This window comes from Bacillus cereus group sp. MYBK220-1 (genome assembly GCF_051916445.1).
Taxonomy (GTDB): Bacteria; Bacillota; Bacilli; order Bacillales; family Bacillaceae_G; genus Bacillus_A; species Bacillus_A cereus.
Map to the genome: position 1 here is coordinate 189,108 of NZ_JBQAGQ010000003.1, position 21,067 is coordinate 210,174.

Below are 21,067 nucleotides of genomic sequence, written 5' to 3' on the forward strand. Positions count from 1 at the left end.
CTTCTTTTTTCTGTATAATTACTTTTTAGACATCTGAGCAGCTCTCATTTACAATAATGAGAGAGCTTTTTAGTTCATATAGAGTTAGGAGATTGTTAATGTCCGAAAATATTCGAAAAGATATTCAAGATAAAATACAAAATGGTAATTTTAATTGTGAAAAGGAATTGACGCTTTCTATTATTAGTGGAAAGTGGAAAGTTGTGATACTGTGGCATCTTGGTGTGGAAGGGCCGCATCGTTTCAGTGAATTACAACGGTTATTCCCAAGCATTTCTCATAAAGTTTTGTCGAACCAATTAAAAGAGTTAATGGAAGATGGGATTGTTGATCGGACAGTATATCCCGAAATTCCTCCTCGCGTTGAGTATTATATGACGGAACTAGGCATGTCACTTTTACCGATCGTTGAAATGATGTATGATTGGGGAAAAATGCGAATGGAACAAATTCGTAATACGTTAGAGAAGTAGAGAACCCTCCGGAGTGCGGAGGTTTTCTTTTTAGAAAGGTAGGAGTTATATTTGGTACAAGCTGCATACATTCATATTCCGTTTTGTCAGCACATTTGTCACTATTGTGATTTTAATAAAGTGTTTATTGAACGCCAACCGGTTGATCAATATTTAGATTATTTAGAGAAGGAAATAATAAATACGGTTCAAAAAGTTCCATTTGATAGTATGAAAACGATTTTTGTGGGTGGGGGAACTCCGACAGCGTTAAATATGGAACAGACAAAAAAATTACTCGAGATTATTAATCGTCATTTGCGTCCGTTCGCCCCGAATTGTGAATTAACATTTGAAGCGAATCCAGGAGATCTACCGAAAGAGAAGCTAAATGTACTGCTAGAAGGTGGAGTAAATCGAATTAGTTTTGGTGTGCAAACGTTCCGTGATGAACTTCTTGAGAAGATCGGGCGCAAGCATACGAGGAAAGATGCATTCCTCGCGATTCGAGAGGCACAGGAAGTAGGCTTTAAAAATATTAATGTAGATATTATTTATGCTTTGCCAGGACAGACGATAGAAGATGTAAAAGAAACATTAGATATTGCTTTTACGCTTGGTGTACAACATTTCTCGGCATATTCATTAATTGTGGAGCCAAAAACAGTGTTTTATAACTTAATGAACAAAGGGAAATTACGTCTTCCGGGTGAAGACCATGAAGCGAAAATGTATGAAATAGTAATGGATGAAATGGAGAAACACGGTTATAACCAGTATGAAATTAGTAATTTCTCAAAAGGTGACAATAAAAGTAGACATAATCTCACATACTGGAATAATGAAGAGTATTATGGATTTGGAGCTGGAGCTCATAGTTATGTGAACGGAGAACGTATTCAAAATGTTGGTCCCCTGAAGCAATATTTTAATAAAATTGATGAAACAGGATTTCCGTATTTAGATGTTCACAAAGTGACGGAGAAAGAAAGAATGGAAGAAGAGCTGTTCTTAGGGCTTCGAAAAACAAAAGGTGTTTCTAAAACGGCGTTCCGCAATAAATTTAATGTAGAGATGGATCAAGTTTTCGCGAAGCAGTTACAAAGCAACCAAGAGCAGGGATTGCTTGAAGAGGAAGATGGACATGTGCGTTTAACGCGAAAAGGAAAATTATTAGGGAATGAAGTATTCCAATCATTTTTGATTGACTAATTAAATGTTCTATAGGCGTGAAAAAGTTTCATTATTTCGTGACGTTTCCGTTGACAATTGAATGTCAATTTTGGTAAGTTATTAATAGATTTAGCACTCAAAGACAAAGAGTGCTAACAGAGGTGATGATGAGATGCTTACGGAACGTCAGCTCTTAATTTTACAAACAATTATTGATGACTTTATTGGATCAGCGCAGCCCGTTGGGTCTAGAACGTTGGCTAAAAAAGATGAAATCACATTTAGTTCAGCTACTATTCGAAATGAAATGGCGGACTTAGAAGAATTAGGCTTTATTGAAAAAACGCACAGTTCTTCTGGACGTGTTCCTTCTGAGAAAGGCTACCGATTTTATGTAGACCATCTTTTAGCGCCGCAAAACTTACCGAACGCTGAAATTGTACAAATTAAAGATTTATTTGCTGAAAGAATTTTTGAAGCGGAAAAAATTGCACAGCAATCTGCTCAAATTTTATCAGAACTTACGAATTATACGGCAATTGTTCTTGGACCGAAGTTAAGTACAAATAAACTTAAAAATGTACAAATTGTGCCGCTTGATCGTCAAACTGCAGTCGCTATTATTGTAACCGATACAGGGCATGTACAAAGTAAAACGATTACCGTTCCGGAATCTGTTGATTTATCAGATTTAGAAAAAATGGTTAATATTTTAAATGAAAAGCTATCTGGCGTACCGATGGAAGAACTTCATAATAAAATCTTTAAGGAAATTGTTACAGTTTTACGTGGGTATGTTCATAATTACGATAGTGCAATAAAAATGTTGGATGGTACATTTCAAGTTCCGTTATCGGAAAAGATATACTTTGGAGGAAAAGCAAATATGCTTTCGCAGCCAGAGTTCCATGACATTCAAAAGGTTAGATCTTTACTTACCATGATTGATAATGAAGCCGAATTTTATGACATTTTGCGTCATAAACAAGTCGGGATTCAAGTGAAAATTGGTAGGGAAAACTCTTCGACGGCTATGGAGGATTGTAGTTTAATTTCTGCAACATATTCGATCGGCGAAGAGCAACTTGGAACAATTGCTATTTTAGGTCCTACGAGAATGCAATACTCTCGTGTAATTAGTTTGTTACAGTTATTTACGAGACAATTTACTGATGGGCTTAAAAAGTAAATGAGAGTAATACATTCGCTCAAGTGATGAAATTTTCATTGCTGTGTGTAATATATAATGCTTAGGTAATCATGCTATGCATGATACCTAATACCTTTTAAGGAGGTGAATATTGTGGAAGAGCGTAACGAACAAGTGGTAGAAGAAGTAAAAGAAGCGCAAGTTGAAGAAGCTGTCACGCCAGAAAACAGTGAAGAAACTGTAGAAGAAAAAAGTGAGGCTGCTCTTTTACAAGAAAAAGTAGATGAGTTACAAGCGAAACTAACGGAAACGGAAGGTCGCACATTACGTCTACAAGCTGATTTTGAAAATTATAAGCGCCGTGTCCAAATGGATAAACAGGCTGCTGAAAAATATAGAGCACAAAGTCTAGTTTCAGACATCTTGCCAGCTCTTGATAATTTTGAAAGAGCAATGCAAGTGGAAGCGACTGATGAGCAAACGAAATCCTTGTTACAAGGTATGGAAATGGTGCATCGTCAATTGTTAGAAGCGCTGACTAAAGAAGGTGTGGAAGTGATTGAAGCTGTTGGTAAACAGTTTGATCCTAATGAACACCAAGCTATTATGCAAGTGGAAGATAGTGAATTTGAATCAAACGCGGTTGTGGAAGAATTCCAAAAAGGTTATAAATTAAAAGACCGTGTGATTCGCCCATCAATGGTAAAAGTAAATCAATAATTTACATAAAACTAGGAGGATTCGCCATGAGTAAAATTATCGGTATTGACTTAGGTACAACAAACTCTTGTGTAGCTGTTATGGAAGGTGGAGAACCAAAGGTTATCCCAAATCCAGAAGGGAACCGTACAACACCTTCTGTTGTAGCTTTCAAAAATGAAGAACGTCAAGTTGGGGAAGTTGCAAAGCGCCAAGCAATTACAAACCCAAATACAATCATGTCTGTTAAACGTCATATGGGTACAGACTACAAAGTAGAAGTTGAAGGTAAAGATTATACACCTCAAGAAATTTCTGCCATCATTTTACAAAACTTAAAAGCTTCTGCTGAAGCATACTTAGGTGAAACAGTAACGAAAGCTGTTATTACAGTACCTGCATACTTCAACGATGCAGAGCGTCAAGCAACGAAAGATGCTGGTCGTATCGCTGGTTTAGAAGTTGAGCGTATCATTAACGAGCCAACAGCAGCAGCACTTGCTTACGGTTTAGAAAAACAAGACGAAGAACAAAAAATCTTAGTATATGACTTAGGTGGCGGTACATTTGACGTATCTATCCTTGAGTTAGCAGACGGCACATTCGAAGTTATTTCAACTGCTGGTGACAACCGTCTTGGTGGCGATGACTTTGACCAAGTTATCATCGATCACTTAGTAGCTGAGTTCAAAAAAGAAAATAACATTGATTTAAGCCAAGATAAAATGGCGCTTCAACGCTTGAAAGATGCAGCTGAAAAAGCGAAAAAAGATCTTTCTGGTGTAACACAAACTCAAATTTCATTACCATTCATTAGTGCTGGAGCTGCTGGTCCATTACACTTAGAATTAACGTTAACAAGAGCGAAATTCGAAGAGCTTTCAGCAGGTCTTGTTGAAAGAACATTAGAGCCAACTCGTCGTGCATTAAAAGACGCTGGTTTTGCTCCAAGCGAATTAGATAAAGTTATTCTTGTTGGTGGATCTACTCGTATCCCAGCTGTACAAGAAGCTATTAAACGTGAAACTGGTAAAGAGCCATATAAAGGTGTAAACCCTGATGAAGTTGTAGCATTAGGTGCTGCAGTTCAAGGTGGCGTACTTACTGGAGATGTAGAAGGCGTTCTATTATTAGACGTAACTCCACTTTCTTTAGGTATTGAAACTATGGGTGGCGTGTTCACGAAATTAATTGAGCGTAACACTACAATTCCAACAAGTAAGTCACAAGTATTCTCGACAGCTGCTGATAATCAACCAGCAGTAGACATTCACGTATTACAAGGTGAGCGTCCAATGTCAGCTGACAACAAAACGTTAGGTCGTTTCCAATTAACTGACCTTCCACCAGCACCACGTGGTATTCCACAAATCGAAGTAACATTCGATATTGATGCGAACGGTATCGTTAACGTACGTGCGAAAGACTTAGGAACAAGCAAAGAGCAAGCTATTACAATCCAATCTTCTTCAGGTCTTTCTGATGAAGAAGTAGAACGTATGGTACAAGAAGCGGAAGCAAATGCTGACGCTGACCAAAAACGTAAGGAAGAAGTTGAACTTCGTAACGAAGCTGACCAACTTGTATTCCAAACAGACAAAGTTGTAAAAGATTTAGAAGGTAAAGTAGATGCAGCTGAAGTTGCAAAAGCAACAGAAGCGAAAGAAGCATTACAAGCTGCAATTGAGAAAAACGAGCTTGAAGAAATTCGTGCGAAAAAAGATGCTTTACAAGAAATCGTACAACAATTAACTGTTAAATTATACGAGCAAGCTCAAGCAGCTGCTGGTCAAGCAGAAGGTGCGCAAGGTGCACAAGACGCTGGCGCGAAGAAAGACAATGTAGTTGACGCTGAGTTTGAAGAAGTAAAAGAAGACAAGTAATTCAACTGTAAACATAATAAGTAAGATGACAAAAAGTCAAAGTCAAGCGTGCCTTGACTTTGGCTTTTTTCACGAATGAGAAGCGATGTGTGAGGATCTTAAGTTTTTCGCTTTGCATACTGTAAGTGAGGAAACTTTGTTGCAAAGCACTTTCTTTCGGTGTTAAAATTACGTTTATGTGAAAGATTCGGGGGTTGTAAATTTATGAGTAAACGAGACTATTATGAGGTCCTTGGACTTAGCAAGGGCGCTTCAACAGATGAAATAAAAAAAGCGTATCGTCGTTTGGCTAAAAAATACCATCCAGACGTAAGCAAAGAAGAAAATGCAATTGAAAAGTTTAAAGAAGTACAAGAAGCATATGAAGTGTTAAGTGATGATCAAAAGCGTGCGCAGTACGATCAATTTGGTCATGCTGGTGCAAATCAAGGATTCGGTGGATTTGGCGGCGGAGGAGACTTCGGCGGTGGCTTCGGTTTTGAAGATATATTTAGTTCTTTCTTTGGCGGTGGCGGCGGCAGACGTCGTGATCCAAATGCTCCGCGCCAAGGTGCTGACTTACAATATCAAGTCACTTTAGATTTTGAAGAAGCTATTTTTGGTAAGGAATTAAATGTGGAAATTCCAGTAGAAGATCCATGTGATACATGTAAAGGTAGTGGAGCAAAACCAGGAACTTCAAAAGAAACATGTAAACATTGTTCAGGTTCTGGTCAAGTGAGTGTTGAACAAAACACACCGTTTGGTCGTATCGTAAACCGTCAAGCTTGTGGTCATTGTTCAGGAACTGGACAAATTATTAAAGAAAAATGTACGACATGTCACGGTTCAGGTAAAGTTCGTAAACGTAAAAAAATCAATGTTAAAATTCCAGCGGGTATCGATAATGGTCAACAAATTCGAGTGTCTGGAAAAGGTGAAGCCGGCGTAAATGGCGGACCAGCAGGAGACTTATATGTTGTCGTTCATGTAAGAAATCATGAATTCTTCGAGCGTGAAGGAGATCACATTATTTGCGAAATGCCATTAACATTTGCGCAAATGGCGCTTGGTGATGAAGTGGAAGTTCCTACTGTTCATGGTAAAGTGAAGCTGAAAATTCCAGCAGGAACACAAACTGGAACAGAATTCCGCTTAAAAGGAAAAGGTGCTCCGAATGTACGTGGATACGGCCAAGGAGATCAATATGTAGTCGTTCGTGTTGTTGTACCGACGAAATTGACTTCACAGCAAAAAGATTTATTACGTGAATTTGCAGGACAAGAAGAGCAGGATGATAGTTTATTCGGAAAGCTTAAACGTGCTTTCAAAGGGGAATAATGGAAATAAAAAATGGAGTTGGTAAATTGTGAAATGGTCAGAAATTAGTATTCATACAACAGAAGAAGCAGTAGAAGCTGTCTCTCATATTTTACATGAAGCTGGTGCTAGTGGAGTTGCGATTGAGGATCCAGCGGAGTTAACGAAAGAGCGCGAGCAACAATATGGTGAAATTTATGCATTGAACCCAGATGAATATCCGGCGGAAGGTGTATTAATAAAAGCGTATTTCCCGCAAACGGATTCTTTACATGAAACGATTGCAGGTGTAAAATCATCTATTGATGTGCTTCCATCTTACGACATCGAAATTGGTACTGGAAATATTACCGTTAACGAAGTCAATGAAGAAGATTGGGCTACTGCTTGGAAAAAATATTACCATCCAGTACAAATTTCTGATACATTCACAATCGTACCGACTTGGGAAGAATATACACCATCTTCTCCTGATGAAAAAATCATTGAATTAGACCCGGGTATGGCGTTTGGTACAGGAACTCATCCAACAACAACGATGTGTATCCGTGCTTTAGAAAAAACAGTACAGCCAGGTGACAATATTATTGATGTAGGAACAGGTTCTGGTGTACTTAGTATTGCAGCAGCAAAATTAGGTGCGTCTTCTGTTCAAGCGTATGATTTAGATCCGGTTGCGGTTGAAAGTGCAGAAATGAATGTACGTTTAAATAAAACAGATGATATCGTGTCTGTTGGACAAAATAGTCTTTTAGAAGGTATTGAAGGTCCAGTTGATTTAATCGTAGCTAACTTATTAGCAGAAATTATTCTATTATTCCCTGAAGATGCAGCAAGAGTTGTGAAGTCAGGTGGATTATTTATTACATCGGGCATTATTGCTGCGAAGGAAAAAGTAATTTCTGAGGCGCTAGAAAAAGCTGGATTTACAATTGAAGAAGTGTTACGAATGGAAGATTGGGTAGCAATTATTGCACGAAATGCGTAATATAGATTTTAGTCTATAATGAAAAGGGGAGTCTCTCACTATAAGGTGAGGGACTTGCCGTTTGTTATATGAAAAATGATAACGTTTCGTTCTTTTCGTAAGTGTTGACTTACGAAAGGAACGAAACTCTACTAAGGTGATTATATGCAACGTTATTTTGTAGAAGAGAAATATGTAAATGAGACAAGTATTCGCATTGTAGGTGATGACGTACATCATATCGCAAGAGTGATGCGTATGTCAGCTGGTGATCATATTTATTGCTGTGTAAATGGAAAAACAGCAGTATGTTCAATTGATGAAATTACCAGTGAATTTATTAATACGGCTATTGTAGAATGGGTAGAGGCGTCAAGTGAACTTCCTGTTTTCGTGACGATTGCAAGTGGACTGCCAAAAGGAGACAAGCTAGAGTTAATTTTTCAAAAAGGAACTGAGCTTGGGGCAGCTGCATTCTTACCATTTCAAGCATCTCGCTCTATCGTAAAATGGGATGCGAAAAAAGCTGATAAAAAAGTTGAGCGTTTAAGAAAAATTGTGAAAGAAGCTGCGGAACAATCACATAGAAGTGAAATTCCAGAAGTACATGCTCCGGCATCATTTAAGCAATTGCTTTCAATGAGTGGTGAGTATGATACTTGTCTTGTTGCTTACGAAGAGGAAGCAAAACAAGGCGAGAAATCTAATTTTGCGAAAGCTTTAACGACAATGAAACCAGGTCAAAAGCTATTGATTGTATTTGGCCCAGAAGGCGGTTTAGCTGAGGAAGAGATTACAGCGCTTCGTGAACATAAATTTGTACCATGTAGTTTAGGACCAAGAATTTTAAGAACAGAAACGGCGCCGTTATACGCGTTAAGTGCTGCTTCGTATCATTTTGAATTGATGGGGTGATGATCAATGTCAACTGTTGCGTTCCATACGTTAGGTTGTAAAGTAAACCACTATGAAACAGAAGCCATTTGGCAATTGTTTAAACAAGGTGGTTATGAAAGAACAGAATATGAAAAGAAAGCTGATGTATATGTTATTAACACATGTACAGTAACGAATACTGGGGACAAAAAAAGCCGTCAAGTAATCAGACGTGCTGTGCGTCAAAATCCAGATGCAGTTATTTGCGTAACGGGATGTTATGCACAAACATCTCCAGCTGAAATTATGGCGATTCCAGGTGTAGATATTGTAGTTGGTACACAGGATCGTGAAAAGATGTTAGGTTACATCGAAGAATTCCGTAAAGAGCGTCAACCAATTAATGCTGTCCGCAATATTATGAAAACACGTGTGTACGAAGAACTTGATGTACCTTATTTCACGGATCGTACACGTGCGTCTTTAAAAATACAAGAGGGTTGCAATAACTTCTGTACATTCTGTATCATTCCTTGGGCGCGCGGTTTAATGCGTTCTCGTGATGGAAAAGAAGTTATTAAACAAGCGCAACAATTAGTGGATGCAGGCTATAAAGAAATCGTATTAACGGGTATTCATACAGGTGGATACGGCGAAGACATAAAAGATTATAACTTAGCTGGATTACTTCGTGATATGGAAGCGGAAGTAGGCGGATTAAAACGTCTTCGTATTTCTTCTATTGAAGCGAGTCAAATTTCAGATGAAGTAATTGAAGTGTTAGATAAATCTGAAGTAGTTGTACGTCACTTGCATATTCCGTTGCAATCTGGTTCTAATACTGTATTAAAACGTATGCGTCGTAAATATACGATGGAATTCTTCCAAGAGCGTTTAGATCGTTTGAAAGAAGCGTTACCAGGCCTTGCGATTACATCTGACGTAATCGTTGGTTTCCCAGGTGAAACAGAAGAAGAATTCATGGAAACATACAATTTCATTAAAGAGAACCGCTTCTCTGAGTTACATGTGTTCCCTTACTCAAAACGTACAGGAACACCTGCAGCACGCATGGAAGATCAAGTTCCTGAAGATGTGAAGAATGATCGTGTTCATCGTTTAATTGAGCTATCTAATCAATTAGCGAAAGAATATGCATCAGCGTTTGAAGGTGAAGTGCTTGAAATCATTCCAGAAGAGCAATTTAAAGACGGCGACCGTGAAGGGTTATATGTAGGGTATACAGATAACTACTTGAAAATTGTATTTGAAGGATCAGAAGAATTAATTGGTAAGCTAGTGAAAGTGAAAATTACGAAAGCTGGTTATCCATATAACGAAGCGCAATTTGTTCGTGTTCTTGAAGATGATGTGAAAAAAGAATCAGCAAGCGCATAAAAAAGAGCGTGCAACCGGAAACGGTTTGCATGCTTTCTTTATTTGAAGCGGTTAAGTACTAGAAGGTGGAGAGGCATTTCGTGCATCCCTGTATGAAAAAAGTTGAAATGATAAAAATATAGTTGTCTTCATGAAAGAAGGATACTAGCTATTTGTATAACTTTTGAAAAGGAAATGCTTCTATTCTTCTTTTATTCTGCCAAATAGTTGACCTGAAGTGATAAAATGTATTATAATCGTAAAAGACATGCTGAAGAAGTGTTTCTTTTTGCATGCTGAAGTTAGTATGTAAGTGTGATGTTTCGGAGGGAGGGAAAGAGAATGTCAAAAACAGTCGTTCGTAAAAACGAGTCTTTGGAGGATGCACTTCGCCGTTTTAAAAGATCGGTTTCTAAAACTGGTACACTTGCTGAAGCAAGAAAGCGCGAGTTTTATGAAAAACCAAGTGTAAAACGTAAGAAGAAATCTGAAGCGGCAAGAAAGCGTAAATTCTAAGAGAGGGTGTAAGTTATGAGTCTTCTCGGTCGTTTAAACGATGATATGAAACAAGCGATGAAGAATAAACAAAAAGAAAAATTAACCGTTATTCGTATGGTTAAGGCTGCTTTACAAAATGAAGGTATTAAACTGCAACATACTCTTACTGAAGAAGAGGAAATAACAGTTTTAGCTCGTGAAGTAAAACAGTATAAGGACTCCCTCCTTGAATTTAAAAAAGCTGGTCGTGAAGACCTTGTTAATAAACTGCAAAGTGAAATTCAGATTTTAAGCGCATATTTGCCAGAGCAATTAACTGAAGAAGAACTAGTTGATGTAATCAAGCAAGTTATTTCTGAAGTTGGTGCGACTTCTAAAGCAGATATGGGTAAGGTGATGACTGCTGTTATGCCGAAAGTAAAAGGTAAAACAGACGGATCACTTGTGAATAAGCTGGTTATCCAGCTATTAGCATAAAAAAACGTCTCATTTCGTATGAGACGTTTTTTTATTGTTCTTATTAAGGAAAAACGCTATATTGCTTAAAAAGCGTTTCTGTAAGTGATAGAAACGCCTCTGGTATGTAAAAAAAGGTAACGGCCTTAGTTATGATTAATCCCACCATAAAAAAAGCTTTTTCGTTTTCTTAATTTCTTCGACTAACTCCTCAATGCTTTCTGTTCCTTGTTCCACTATATCTGGACAAAATTCATACATTTCTTGCGCGAAAGATTGCATTTCTTCGTCTGTAGGTAACGCGCTAAAAATGGCATCAACCCAGTCATGATCTGCACCGATTATGATAAAAGGATAGCGATCATTCCATTTTCTTAGTTTAAAAATAACATCTATATTGCTAACTTCGTAATTAACGCCATTTGTTTGTTGGATTGTAAGGATATCAAATTGGTCATTTCCTTGTGTAATTGCAATTCTACACTCACTCTTACTTCCTTGACTAAAACTTCTTTCGCAAATAAAAGCTAAGTATCCAAGTTTCTGAACCTCAGATTGAAGTTTTATAACTTGCTGTTCAGCAGAATCCTCAAAGGTAACGAAAGAGACTCCGGCTATTTTAGATTTTGAATCAGTTGCATAAAAGGGCTGGATGCTGCTGTTAGTAACTTGTTTTATAACATTCAAAATTTCTTGACTAAATCCAATTTCCTTTCGTATTTCCTCGCTTATTAATTCATTTTTTTGTTTTTTAATGAATCCTAATATTTTTTTGAAATTCATATAACAACCACCTATAAAATATTCTTACTTACACCGCAAAATTCAGAGTGGAGCAATTTCCTTTTTCGGATTTTATCTCATTTGTCTAATGAATGACAACTACTTATTCTATGGTCAGTATGTCACGTCCAGAACGAATTGTAACAGGTTTTTTCAAGTTTCCAACTTCTTGCTAGGCTCAATTTCTTAATGTAACTTGTACTGATATCCTGTAGGGGCGCATATTCTTGTATTAATACTTCTATTATTAAAGGTAACATCCTCTGATCCATCATTGTCCTGACAAATATGATTTCATATAGCGACTGTTTTAATTAACATGATATGAACTCTTGCAGAATATAGTTATGTTAGTGAAGTCGTTATAACACGATAGGCACTTGTGAAGAAATACATATATATGGGATGAGAGGGGGTCTTTCGAGATGAAGAAATTAGAACAAATGAAAAATTGGTTGACAAAACAAGTAGACCTACCAGTGGATGTATTAATGGATCTACCTCGGATTACTCTTGTTGGGCAAATACATATTTATATAGAAAATCATCGGGGGTTATTAGTGTTTTCAGATAAAGAAGTGCGATTGCTTTTAAAACACGGTCAATTATTAATTAAAGGACAATCCTTTGTTATTAAAACGATTCTTCCAGAAGAGCTTTTACTCGAGGGGATAATTGAGCAAGTAACATTTTTAGAAAATGAAAAAAAAGGTGATTGAAGTGAAACTTCCATTTGTGAAGTTTTTCTTCTTTATCCTGTAAAAGTTCCGTTGATAGAGACTGATTACAGTTTTACTCTGTTTTATTTTAGTACGAGCTATTTTAATGCTTCAAATAAAAAGTAGTATATCTACTTTTAGAAAGGTAGTGAAGGTGGTAAATGAAAAATAAATGGTTTATAAAGTGGCTTGGATATGTAAAAGTGCGAATTGAAGGTAGAGGAGCGGAACGGTTTGTTAATGAATGTGTACGGAGGAATTTATTAGTTTGGGATGTTAAAAAGATAGCTGATGAAACGTTAGTTTTTTGTATGTTGTTACGCGATGTGAAAAAAATAAAACCAATTTATAGAAAAAATGAATGTAAATTATATTTTATTGGACGTTATGGTTTTCCTTTTTGGAATAAACGTTTAATTAAAAACAGTGGATTTTTAATTGGTTTTTTAATTTTCTTTTTTGGTGTGATTGCAATGTCAAATATGGTTTGGAAAATTGAAATTACAGGAGCTAAACCTGAAACAGAATATATATTGATGAAAGAATTGGATAAAATGGGTATTAAAAAAGGGAAACTACAATTTCAAATGCCGAATGTAGAAGATGTGCAACGCCATTTGACAGATAATATTAATGCCATTACTTGGGCGGGACTAGAAGTAAGGGGAACGACTTATCATTTTAAAATTGTTGAAAAAAACGAACCGAAGAAAGAAAAGGAACAAAGGCCACAAAATTTAGTAGCAAAAAAAGAAGCGATTATTACAAAAACGTTTGTAGAAGTTGGAAAGCCGGTTGTACTGAAAAATGATCATGTAGAAAAAGGACAGATTCTCGTATCGGGAATATATGGTAATGAGGAAAGTCCGACGATTGTTTCAGCGAAAGGTATTGTATATGGCGAAACGTGGTATACATCTAAGGTGGATGTCCCGTTAAAGACGCAATTCCAAGTGTATACTGGTAATGTATACAATGAACATTTTCTTAAATTCGGGGATACGAAAATAAAAATATGGGGATTTCAGCATGATAAGTATAAACGCTCTCGTACTGAAAGTGTAAAGCATGATGTGAAATTATTTGGTTTTACACTGCCGATTGCATATGAAAAAGATGTTGTGAGAGAAGAAGAAGAAGCGAATCGAGAATATACAGAAAAGCAAGCGCTGAAAGTAGCGAAGGAGATGGCCGAAAAAGAACTAAAGAAAAAATTGGATGAACATGCTATGATTGTAAGTGATAAGATTTTGAGTAAAGAGGTTGAGGCGGATCAACTAAAAGTCACATTGCATTATACTGTGGTTGAAAATATTGCAGAGCCACAACCAATATCCGAATCCGATATTCAAGGAGACTGAGTAATGGCAGAACAATTAGTAGAAATGAACCAACAATTGGAAAATGCTAACGAAGCAATCGCTCTTTTTGGAGTTAATGATGCGCATTTAAAAGTAATTGAACGAGAACTGAATGTATCGATCGTAACTAGAGGAGAAACTGTTCATGTATCTGGGGCAGTTGAAACGGTGGCACTCGTAGAAAAAATCTTACAGCAATTACTTGTTGTAATTCGTAAAAGTATATCAATTTCAGAGAGAGATGTTGCGTATGCGATTCAGCTTGCACAACAAGGGAAAATTGCTCAATTTGAAGAGTTATATGAGGAAGAAATTTTCAAGACTGCAAAAGGTAAATCCATTCGTGTAAAAACAATGGGGCAAAGAAGATATATTCATGCGATGAAGAAGAATGATATTGTCTTTGGGATAGGGCCTGCAGGAACTGGAAAAACATATTTAGCTGTAGTAATGGCTGTGAGGGCTTTAAAACAAGGATATGTAAAGAAAATTATTTTAACAAGACCTGCTGTAGAAGCTGGAGAAAATTTAGGTTTTTTACCAGGGGATTTGAAAGAGAAGGTAGATCCATACTTACGCCCGTTATATGATGCTTTACATGATATTCTTGGACAAGAATATACGCAGCGTATGATGGAGCGAGGAGTAATTGAAATAGCTCCGCTTGCTTATATGAGGGGGCGTACGCTTGATGATTCATTTGTTATTTTAGATGAGGCTCAAAATACAACGGGTGCTCAAATAAAAATGTTTTTAACAAGATTAGGTTTTAGTTCTAAAATGGTTATTACAGGGGACCCTTCACAAGTAGACTTGCCAAAAGGGGTAAAATCAGGGCTATCTATAGCTGCTAATATTTTATCTGGTGTATCAGGTCTGTCATTTATTACATTAGAACAAACGGACGTTGTGAGACATCCATTGGTGCAACGTATTATTGAGGCATATGATAAAATGGAATGATCCTATTTGTCAGGATCATTTCTTTTTGTATGATAAGGTTGGCGAACGTCATATTTTTTACTATCATGAAAGATAAGGAAAATAAACTATTGGTACTAGTGTATAAAATATTGCCTCAAAGTATCGTTTGGTAGAAGAAATGAAAGCTATAAATAGTTTCACTTTATTTCTGGAGAGGAGAAGGTATTGAAATCATGTCAAGATCTCAAGAAATTTCTAAGTGGTTTCGTAATTTACAACATTCGAAAAAACTAAGTTGGATTTCTTACGTTGTGTTAGGAGCAGTGCTGTTTTTTGCGCTTATGAATAATGTAAAACCAGAACAATTAGATGTTAATATGTATTCTATTGCGAAAAAGACAATCCATTCTCCTATAAAAATTGAAGATAAAGTTACAACGGATAAAAAGAAAAAAGAAGCCGCTACAAAAGTTGAAGATCAATATACATATAAAAGTGAGTATAAACAAAACAAAGTTGATATTGTGAATGACGTCTTTGCTAAAGTGGATGAAGTGGTGCAAGAGATTAAAGCTGTTGGACCGGATGATCAAAAAAAGATGACTGATGCTGAGAAAGTGGACAAGTTAAAAAAGAAACTACCCGCTGACTTAACGAAAGAGTTATCTGATTCAAACTTACTGAATTTGATTAATGCAGATCCGAGCCAATTAGTATTAGCGAAAGATGCTGCGGTCACAGCGATTAATAGTATCATGACTGAGCATATTAAAATGGACGAATTGAAAGATGCGAAAGAACGATATGTAAGTGAGATGAATAGTGTTAATGTTGATAATGGTTTAAAAGAATCAATTAAGGCGCTAGGAAGATATGCAATTTCAGCTAACTATTTTTATGACCCAATCTTAACGAAAGAGAAGAGAAAAGCAGAGGAAGATTTAGTTCCACCTGTTTATATTCTTCAAGGACAAGTTCTTGTTAGAGAAGGTGAAACAATTTCAAGTGATGTGTATAATCAGTTGAAATTAGTTGGTTTGTTAGAAAAAGGGAACGGCTTTCAACCTTATGTTGGATTAGCGGTACTCATTGGTGTGTTACTATACTTTATGCATAAACAATTTGAATTATTTTTAAAGAGAAAAAGAGAAGATAGACCGTATGTTTTAGCGTATATTACAATTTTGTCTATCACAATCGTCTTAATGAAAATCATTAGTTTGTTTCAAAAACTTGAATACGCAGGGATTGCATATGTTGTCCCAGTTGCGATGGGAACAATACTTGTAAAACTAATGATTGGTGATCGATTTGTCTTTTTAACGAGTATGATTTTTTCTGTATGCGGAAGTATTATGTTTAATGAAGGAGTAACGAGTACATTAAATTATAGTGTAGGGATTTACGTATTGTTAAGTTCGTTATCGGTTAGTATTTTCTTGCGAGAAAAAAATCGTCGTACAATGATTTTACAAGCTGGTATACTCGTTTCTGTATTAAATGTAGTCGTATTGGCGGCGCTCTTATTATTACGTAATGGGAATTTTTCGCCTCTTGAAATTGGTACGCAATTATTAATGGCTTCACTTTCAGGGATTATATCATCCGTTTTGGCTATGGGGATTTTACCATATTTAGAAAGTGGACTTGGAATCGTATCAAGTATGAAGCTTATGGAATTATCAAGCCCAAATCATCCACTTTTACGCAGAATTTTGTTAGAAGCGCCAGGGACATATCATCATAGTGTAATGGTAGCGAATCTTTCTGAGGCTGCTTGTGAAGCAGTCGGGGCAAATGGTGTATTAGCGCGTGTAGGGGCATATTATCATGATGTAGGAAAAACAGTACAACCGCAATTCTTTATTGAAAACCAAATGGGAATTGAAAACCCGCATGATAAATTAGATCCTGTAACAAGTAAAGATATTATAATTGCTCACGTAACGGATGGAGTAAGAATGCTCGAAGAATATCATATTCCACAAGAAATTATTGATATCGCTGGGCAACATCACGGTACAACGTTACTGAAATATTTTTATTATAAAGCTATTAAAGAAGATAAAGAAAAATATACAGAAGAAATGTTCCGTTATCCAGGTTCAAAAGCAACTTCGAAAGAATCGGCAATTGTTGGTATTGCTGATAGTGTAGAAGCTGCGGTACGTTCTATGAATCACCCAACGCCAGAACAAATTAATAATTTGGTGCAAAGTATTATTAAAGATCGACTGCAAGACGGTCAATTTAGTGAATGTGATTTGACGTTTAAGGAACTACAAATCGTTGGAAAAACGTTGTGTGAAACGTTAAATGGTATTTTCCATTCGCGTATTACATATCCGGAACCTCCGGAAGAAAAGGAGAAAGAATGAGTTTGTTAATTGATTTTATTGATGAAACAGAAGAAGTAAAAGAAGAGTATATGAGTTTAATTCGTGAAGTGTTAGAAAAAGCAGCTCAAATGGAAAATATCGAGGCTGGTGCGGAGGTATCGGTGACATTTGTAGATAATGAGCGCATTAGAGAAATTAATCGTGATTACCGAGATAAAGATCAACCTACAGATGTAATATCCTTTGCTATGGAAGAGATGGGAGAAGGAGAAATGGAAATTGTTGGTGTAGAGATGCCGCGCATGTTAGGTGATCTTATTATCTCTATTCCAAGGGCGAAAGAGCAAGCTGAAGAGTACGGACATTCTTTCGATCGTGAACTTGGATTTTTGGCGTTACATGGCTTTTTACATTTACTTGGTTATGATCACATGACAGAAGAAGATGAAAAAGAAATGTTCGGAAGACAAAAAGAAATTTTAGAAGCTTTTGGATTAGGACGATGAAAAAAGGAAAACTTATAGATAGTTTTAGATATGCTATAGCTGGTATATTCTTTTGTTTTCGTCATGAACGAAATATGAAAATCCATTATTTAGCCGCAGTCATTGTTATATGCTGCGGCTTTTATTTCCATATTACGAAAATAGAGTGGATGATATTACTTATTGTAATAGGGAGTGTAATGAGTTTAGAGATGGTAAATACGGCTGTGGAAAAAACGGTAGATTTAGCGACTGCCGATATTCATCCGTTTGCAAAAATTGCAAAGGATGTTGCGGCAGGAGCGGTTTTATTGTTTGCAATTATAGCTGTTATAATTGGTGCTATTATCTTTTTACCGTATATGGTATAGTTGCATTCCGAAGCTTTTATTAAGCTTTGGAAGTGCCGTAAGGGCCTTTAATGAGAGAGTGTATCTCTTCAGCTGTGAACAGGAAGGATGCGGGAATATGAATAGTAAACAATTAATTCTAGAAGCAATCGAAGCGCGTAAACAAGCGTACGTACCATATTCTAAATTTCAAGTAGGTGCAGCATTATTAACGCGCGATGGAAAAGTGTATCGTGGATGTAATGTTGAGAATGCATCATATGGCTTATGTAATTGTGCTGAAAGAACAGCTTTATTTAAGGCGGTTTCTGAAGGAGATAACGAATTTGTAGCCATTGCGGTTGTAGCAGATACAAAGCGTCCAGTACCTCCTTGTGGAGCATGTCGACAAGTTATGGTAGAATTATGTAAACAGGATACGAAAGTATACTTATCAAACTTACATGGTGACGTTCAAGAGACGACAGTCGGAGAATTGTTACCAGGAGCATTTTTAGCGGAGGATTTACATGAATAGAAAAGGTTATAAATCAGGTTTTGTCTCTATTATTGGCAGACCGAATGTTGGAAAATCTACATTTTTAAACCGTATTATCGGCCAGAAAATTGCTATTATGAGTGATAAGCCACAAACGACTCGTAATAAAATTCAAGGTGTATATACAGAAAATGATGCACAAGTTATTTTCATTGATACACCAGGAATACATAAACCTAAACATAAATTAGGCGACTTCATGGTAAAGATGGCGCAAACGACATTAAAAGAAGTTGATATCGTTCTGTTTATGGTTAATGCAGTTGAAGGATTTGGTCGTGGTGAGGAATTCATCATTGAGAAATTAAAAGAAACAAAACAACCAGTATTTTTAGTAATTAATAAAATTGACCAACTTCATCCAGAGCAATTACTAGAGTTAATTGATCAATATCGTAAACTACATGAGTTTGCAGAGATTGTACCAATTTCTGCGTTAGACGGTAATAATGTGGACGCTTTAATTGGGACAATTAAAAAGTATTTACCAGAAGGACCACAATACTATCCAGATAATCAAGTAACGGATCATCCGGAGAGATTTATTATTGCAGAGCTTATTCGTGAGAAAGTACTACATTTAACACGTGAAGAAGTGCCGCATTCTGTGGCTGTTGTTATCGATGCGATTCAAAAGCGTGAGGGCGGGGCAGTTTATATAAATGCAACGATTGTTGTTGAACGTGCATCACAAAAAGGAATCATCATCGGAAAACAAGGAAAAATGTTAAAAGAAGTTGGTAAGCGAGCTCGTTTTGATATTGAAGCGCTACTTGGTTCTAAAGTATTTTTAGAAGTATGGGTAAAAGTGCAAAAAGATTGGCGTAATAAAATGTCTCAGCTTCGTGACCTAGGTTTCCGCGAGGATGAGTACTAAAATAGAGTAAAGTTGTAATCAGTGGATGGTTGGTTCATCCACTGATTATTGGTTTTTATGAACTTTGATAAATTAGGAAAAATTTTTCTCACATGAAAATGGACAAAATGGGTCAATTTAATAACAACAAAGGAAATTGGTTTATAGGCTACGCTTATTGAGAAAGGTGGATTCTTATGCTAGATTTTACCTGGAAGTTTTTCTCCAAAACAGGAAGCATTGAAACGTACTTGCTTTTGAAAGAAATGGAAAAAGACGTAAACGATGAGATGGATCAACATGAAGAGGAGCTAGCGCATCTAGACTCTCCAATTTCTTGACCCGTTTTGTTCAAACCTTGGATGGTGACGAACATGTTTCAAAAAGTTGAGGGCATCGTTATCCGTACGACAGATTACGGAGAAACGAACAAGATTGTTACAATATTCTCAAGAGAACTTGGTAAGGTAAGTGCAATGGCAAGAGGGGCAAAAAAACCGAAAAGCCGATTAGCATCTGTGTCGCAATTAATGACACATGGCCATTTTCTAATTCAAATGGGATCTGGGCTTGGAACATTGCAACAAGGCGAGATTATTTCAACTATGAAAGAAATTCGCGAGGATATATTTTTAACTGCTTATGCATCATTTATTGTTGAGTTAACTGATAAAGCAACAGAAGATAAAAAACATAATCCGTATTTATTTGAAATGTTATATCAAACGTTGCATTATATGTGTGAGGGTGTTGATCCAGAAGTATTATCATTAATTTATCAAACGAAAATGCTTCCGGTATTAGGGATGCGCCCGTACTTTGATACATGTGCGATTTGTCATCAAGAAACAGACTTTGTCGCCTTCTCCGTTAGGGAAGGCGGTTTTCTGTGCTCACGTCATGCAGAGCAAGACCCATATCGTATACCGGTAGGAGAAGCTGTTCATAAATTATTACGTCTTTTCTTCCATTTCGATTTACATAGGCTCGGAAATGTATCGGTAAAGGATAGCACAAAAAAACAAATGCGTTTAGTATTGAATACATATTATGATGAATATTGCGGAATTTATTTGAAATCAAGACGTTTTTTAGAACAACTTGATAAGTTTCAAATATAATTTTGGGCCGTATACGGTCCTTTTTACATACTTTCTTTTTCGAATAGCATATTTAGTATATAATATTTAAGAGATAGTATAACTTTTTTCGTTGTGCATTAAAGGTGGTGATTATCATAGAGCTGAATAAACGGCAAGAACATATCATTCAGATTGTAAAAGATCACGGTCCTATTACAGGGGAATCAATTGCAGCACAATTGGGTCTAACACGTGCGACGCTAAGACCAGACTTAGCAATTTTAACGATGGCTGGTTATTTAGAAGCGCGTCCACGCGTAGGTTATTTTTATACGGGTAAAACTGGGGGGCAGCTATTATCTGAAGCTGTTAAGAAAATTAAAGTACAAGATTATCAATCTAGACCGGTTGTAATTGATAAAAATGTTTCCGTATACGATGCAATTTGTACGATGTTTTTAGAGGACGTTGGTACATTGTTCGTTGTAGACCAGATGACTCTATTAGTTGGTGTTGTGTCTCGTAAAGATTTATTAAGAGCGAGCTTAGGAAAGCAGGATTTAACCTCTCTTCCGGTTAATATTATCATGACAAGGATGCCAAACATTGCAATGTGTCGTAGAGAGGATTCTTTATATGATATTGCGATGGAATTAATAGAAAGACAGATTGATGCAATGCCAGTTGTAAAAGATACGAAACAAGGTTTAGAAGTGATTGGGCGAATTACAAAAACAAATATTACACGTGCGTTTGTAAATTTAGTAAATAACGAATAAGTGTAATTTGTTTAAAGTGAG

General features: G+C 36.5%; 23 protein-coding genes. 22 read left to right on the plus strand and 1 reads right to left on the minus strand.

The genetic code is table 11. The features are described 5' to 3' along the window. Window positions 1-98: 98 nt before the first annotated feature. The 11 genes from ACTFRU_RS14630 to ACTFRU_RS14680 all read left to right on the plus strand — a co-directional run bounded on the left by ACTFRU_RS14630 (window position 99) and on the right by ACTFRU_RS14680 (window position 10,851). Complete coding sequence (locus ACTFRU_RS14630) at window positions 99-473, plus strand: winged helix-turn-helix transcriptional regulator (protein WP_001293539.1); 375 nt, start codon at window positions 99-101, stop codon at window positions 471-473. 51 nt (window positions 474-524) lie between these two features. Further along, the gene (gene hemW / locus ACTFRU_RS14635; RefSeq protein WP_086389505.1) at window positions 525-1,664 is read left to right on the plus strand and encodes a radical SAM family heme chaperone HemW; all 1,140 of its coding nucleotides are present in this window, start codon (window positions 525-527) and stop codon (window positions 1,662-1,664) included. 133 nt (window positions 1,665-1,797) lie between these two features. Continuing rightward, entirely contained in the window at window positions 1,798-2,814 is a 1,017-nt protein-coding gene (gene hrcA, locus ACTFRU_RS14640) for a heat-inducible transcriptional repressor HrcA (RefSeq protein ID WP_000954941.1), read from the plus strand. Between the two features lie 114 nt (window positions 2,815-2,928). Then, a complete protein-coding gene (gene grpE, locus ACTFRU_RS14645; protein WP_000392711.1) occupies window positions 2,929-3,495 on the plus strand; it encodes a nucleotide exchange factor GrpE in 567 nt (188 codons plus the stop codon). Between the two features lie 26 nt (window positions 3,496-3,521). After that, complete coding sequence (gene dnaK, locus ACTFRU_RS14650) at window positions 3,522-5,357, plus strand: chaperone protein DnaK (RefSeq protein WP_000034700.1); 1,836 nt, start codon at window positions 3,522-3,524, stop codon at window positions 5,355-5,357. A gap of 204 nt (window positions 5,358-5,561) precedes the next feature. After that, entirely contained in the window at window positions 5,562-6,677 is a 1,116-nt protein-coding gene (dnaJ, locus tag ACTFRU_RS14655; RefSeq protein ID WP_000043947.1) for a chaperone protein DnaJ, read from the plus strand. Between the two features lie 28 nt (window positions 6,678-6,705). Further along, on the plus strand, window positions 6,706-7,644 hold the full coding sequence (gene prmA / locus ACTFRU_RS14660; RefSeq protein WP_000872101.1) for a 50S ribosomal protein L11 methyltransferase: 939 nt from the start codon (window positions 6,706-6,708) through the stop codon (window positions 7,642-7,644). 144 nt (window positions 7,645-7,788) lie between these two features. Further along, entirely contained in the window at window positions 7,789-8,538 is a 750-nt protein-coding gene (locus ACTFRU_RS14665) for a 16S rRNA (uracil(1498)-N(3))-methyltransferase (RefSeq protein WP_001190156.1), read from the plus strand. Window positions 8,539-8,544: 6 nt separating this feature from the next. Then, a complete protein-coding gene (mtaB, locus tag ACTFRU_RS14670) occupies window positions 8,545-9,897 on the plus strand; it encodes a tRNA (N(6)-L-threonylcarbamoyladenosine(37)-C(2))-methylthiotransferase MtaB (RefSeq protein ID WP_000108679.1) in 1,353 nt (450 codons plus the stop codon). A 321-nt stretch (window positions 9,898-10,218) separates the two neighbouring features. Next, the gene (gene rpsU, locus ACTFRU_RS14675; protein WP_000048061.1) at window positions 10,219-10,392 is read left to right on the plus strand and encodes a 30S ribosomal protein S21; all 174 of its coding nucleotides are present in this window, start codon (window positions 10,219-10,221) and stop codon (window positions 10,390-10,392) included. 15 nt (window positions 10,393-10,407) lie between these two features. After that, entirely contained in the window at window positions 10,408-10,851 is a 444-nt protein-coding gene (locus tag ACTFRU_RS14680) for a GatB/YqeY domain-containing protein (RefSeq protein ID WP_000054562.1), read from the plus strand. A gap of 135 nt (window positions 10,852-10,986) precedes the next feature. Here ACTFRU_RS14680 and ACTFRU_RS14685 read toward each other — a convergent pair whose 3' ends face one another. Further along, on the minus strand, window positions 10,987-11,613 hold the full coding sequence (locus tag ACTFRU_RS14685; RefSeq protein WP_001009615.1) for a DUF4253 domain-containing protein: 627 nt from the start codon (window positions 11,611-11,613) through the stop codon (window positions 10,987-10,989). Between the two features lie 425 nt (window positions 11,614-12,038). Between ACTFRU_RS14685 and yqfC the strand changes: the two genes are divergently transcribed. The 11 genes from yqfC to ACTFRU_RS14740 all read left to right on the plus strand — a co-directional run bounded on the left by yqfC (window position 12,039) and on the right by ACTFRU_RS14740 (window position 21,046). Next, complete coding sequence (yqfC, locus tag ACTFRU_RS14690) at window positions 12,039-12,332, plus strand: sporulation protein YqfC (RefSeq protein ID WP_000732269.1); 294 nt, start codon at window positions 12,039-12,041, stop codon at window positions 12,330-12,332. 161 nt (window positions 12,333-12,493) lie between these two features. Next, window positions 12,494-13,693 (plus strand): sporulation protein YqfD, encoded by a 1,200-nt coding sequence (gene yqfD / locus ACTFRU_RS14695; RefSeq protein ID WP_000792498.1) that lies wholly within the window; start codon window positions 12,494-12,496, stop codon window positions 13,691-13,693. Between the two features lie 3 nt (window positions 13,694-13,696). Further along, on the plus strand, window positions 13,697-14,656 hold the full coding sequence (locus tag ACTFRU_RS14700; protein WP_000840501.1) for a PhoH family protein: 960 nt from the start codon (window positions 13,697-13,699) through the stop codon (window positions 14,654-14,656). A 194-nt stretch (window positions 14,657-14,850) separates the two neighbouring features. Then, window positions 14,851-16,995, plus strand: a complete 2,145-nt coding sequence (locus tag ACTFRU_RS14705) for an HD family phosphohydrolase (RefSeq protein WP_000091509.1) — start codon at window positions 14,851-14,853, stop codon at window positions 16,993-16,995. Further along, window positions 16,992-17,462 (plus strand): rRNA maturation RNase YbeY, encoded by a 471-nt coding sequence (gene ybeY / locus ACTFRU_RS14710; protein ID WP_025709775.1) that lies wholly within the window; start codon window positions 16,992-16,994, stop codon window positions 17,460-17,462. The genes ACTFRU_RS14705 and ybeY overlap by 4 nt, the downstream gene beginning before the upstream one ends. Further along, the gene (locus ACTFRU_RS14715; RefSeq protein WP_016123384.1) at window positions 17,459-17,812 is read left to right on the plus strand and encodes a diacylglycerol kinase family protein; all 354 of its coding nucleotides are present in this window, start codon (window positions 17,459-17,461) and stop codon (window positions 17,810-17,812) included. The genes ybeY and ACTFRU_RS14715 overlap by 4 nt, the downstream gene beginning before the upstream one ends. A 97-nt stretch (window positions 17,813-17,909) precedes the next feature. Next, entirely contained in the window at window positions 17,910-18,308 is a 399-nt protein-coding gene (locus ACTFRU_RS14720; protein ID WP_001086283.1) for a cytidine deaminase, read from the plus strand. Continuing rightward, a complete protein-coding gene (gene era, locus ACTFRU_RS14725; protein WP_001080229.1) occupies window positions 18,301-19,206 on the plus strand; it encodes a GTPase Era in 906 nt (301 codons plus the stop codon). The genes ACTFRU_RS14720 and era overlap by 8 nt, the downstream gene beginning before the upstream one ends. Before the next feature lie 176 nt (window positions 19,207-19,382). Continuing rightward, entirely contained in the window at window positions 19,383-19,526 is a 144-nt protein-coding gene (locus ACTFRU_RS14730) for a YqzL family protein (protein ID WP_000883924.1), read from the plus strand. A gap of 33 nt (window positions 19,527-19,559) precedes the next feature. Further along, window positions 19,560-20,306, plus strand: coding sequence for a DNA repair protein RecO (gene recO, locus ACTFRU_RS14735; RefSeq protein ID WP_000487009.1), 747 nt, complete (start codon window positions 19,560-19,562; stop codon window positions 20,304-20,306). 107 nt (window positions 20,307-20,413) lie between these two features. Next, window positions 20,414-21,046, plus strand: coding sequence for a helix-turn-helix transcriptional regulator (locus ACTFRU_RS14740; protein WP_000583756.1), 633 nt, complete (start codon window positions 20,414-20,416; stop codon window positions 21,044-21,046). Window positions 21,047-21,067: the final 21 nt, after the last annotated feature.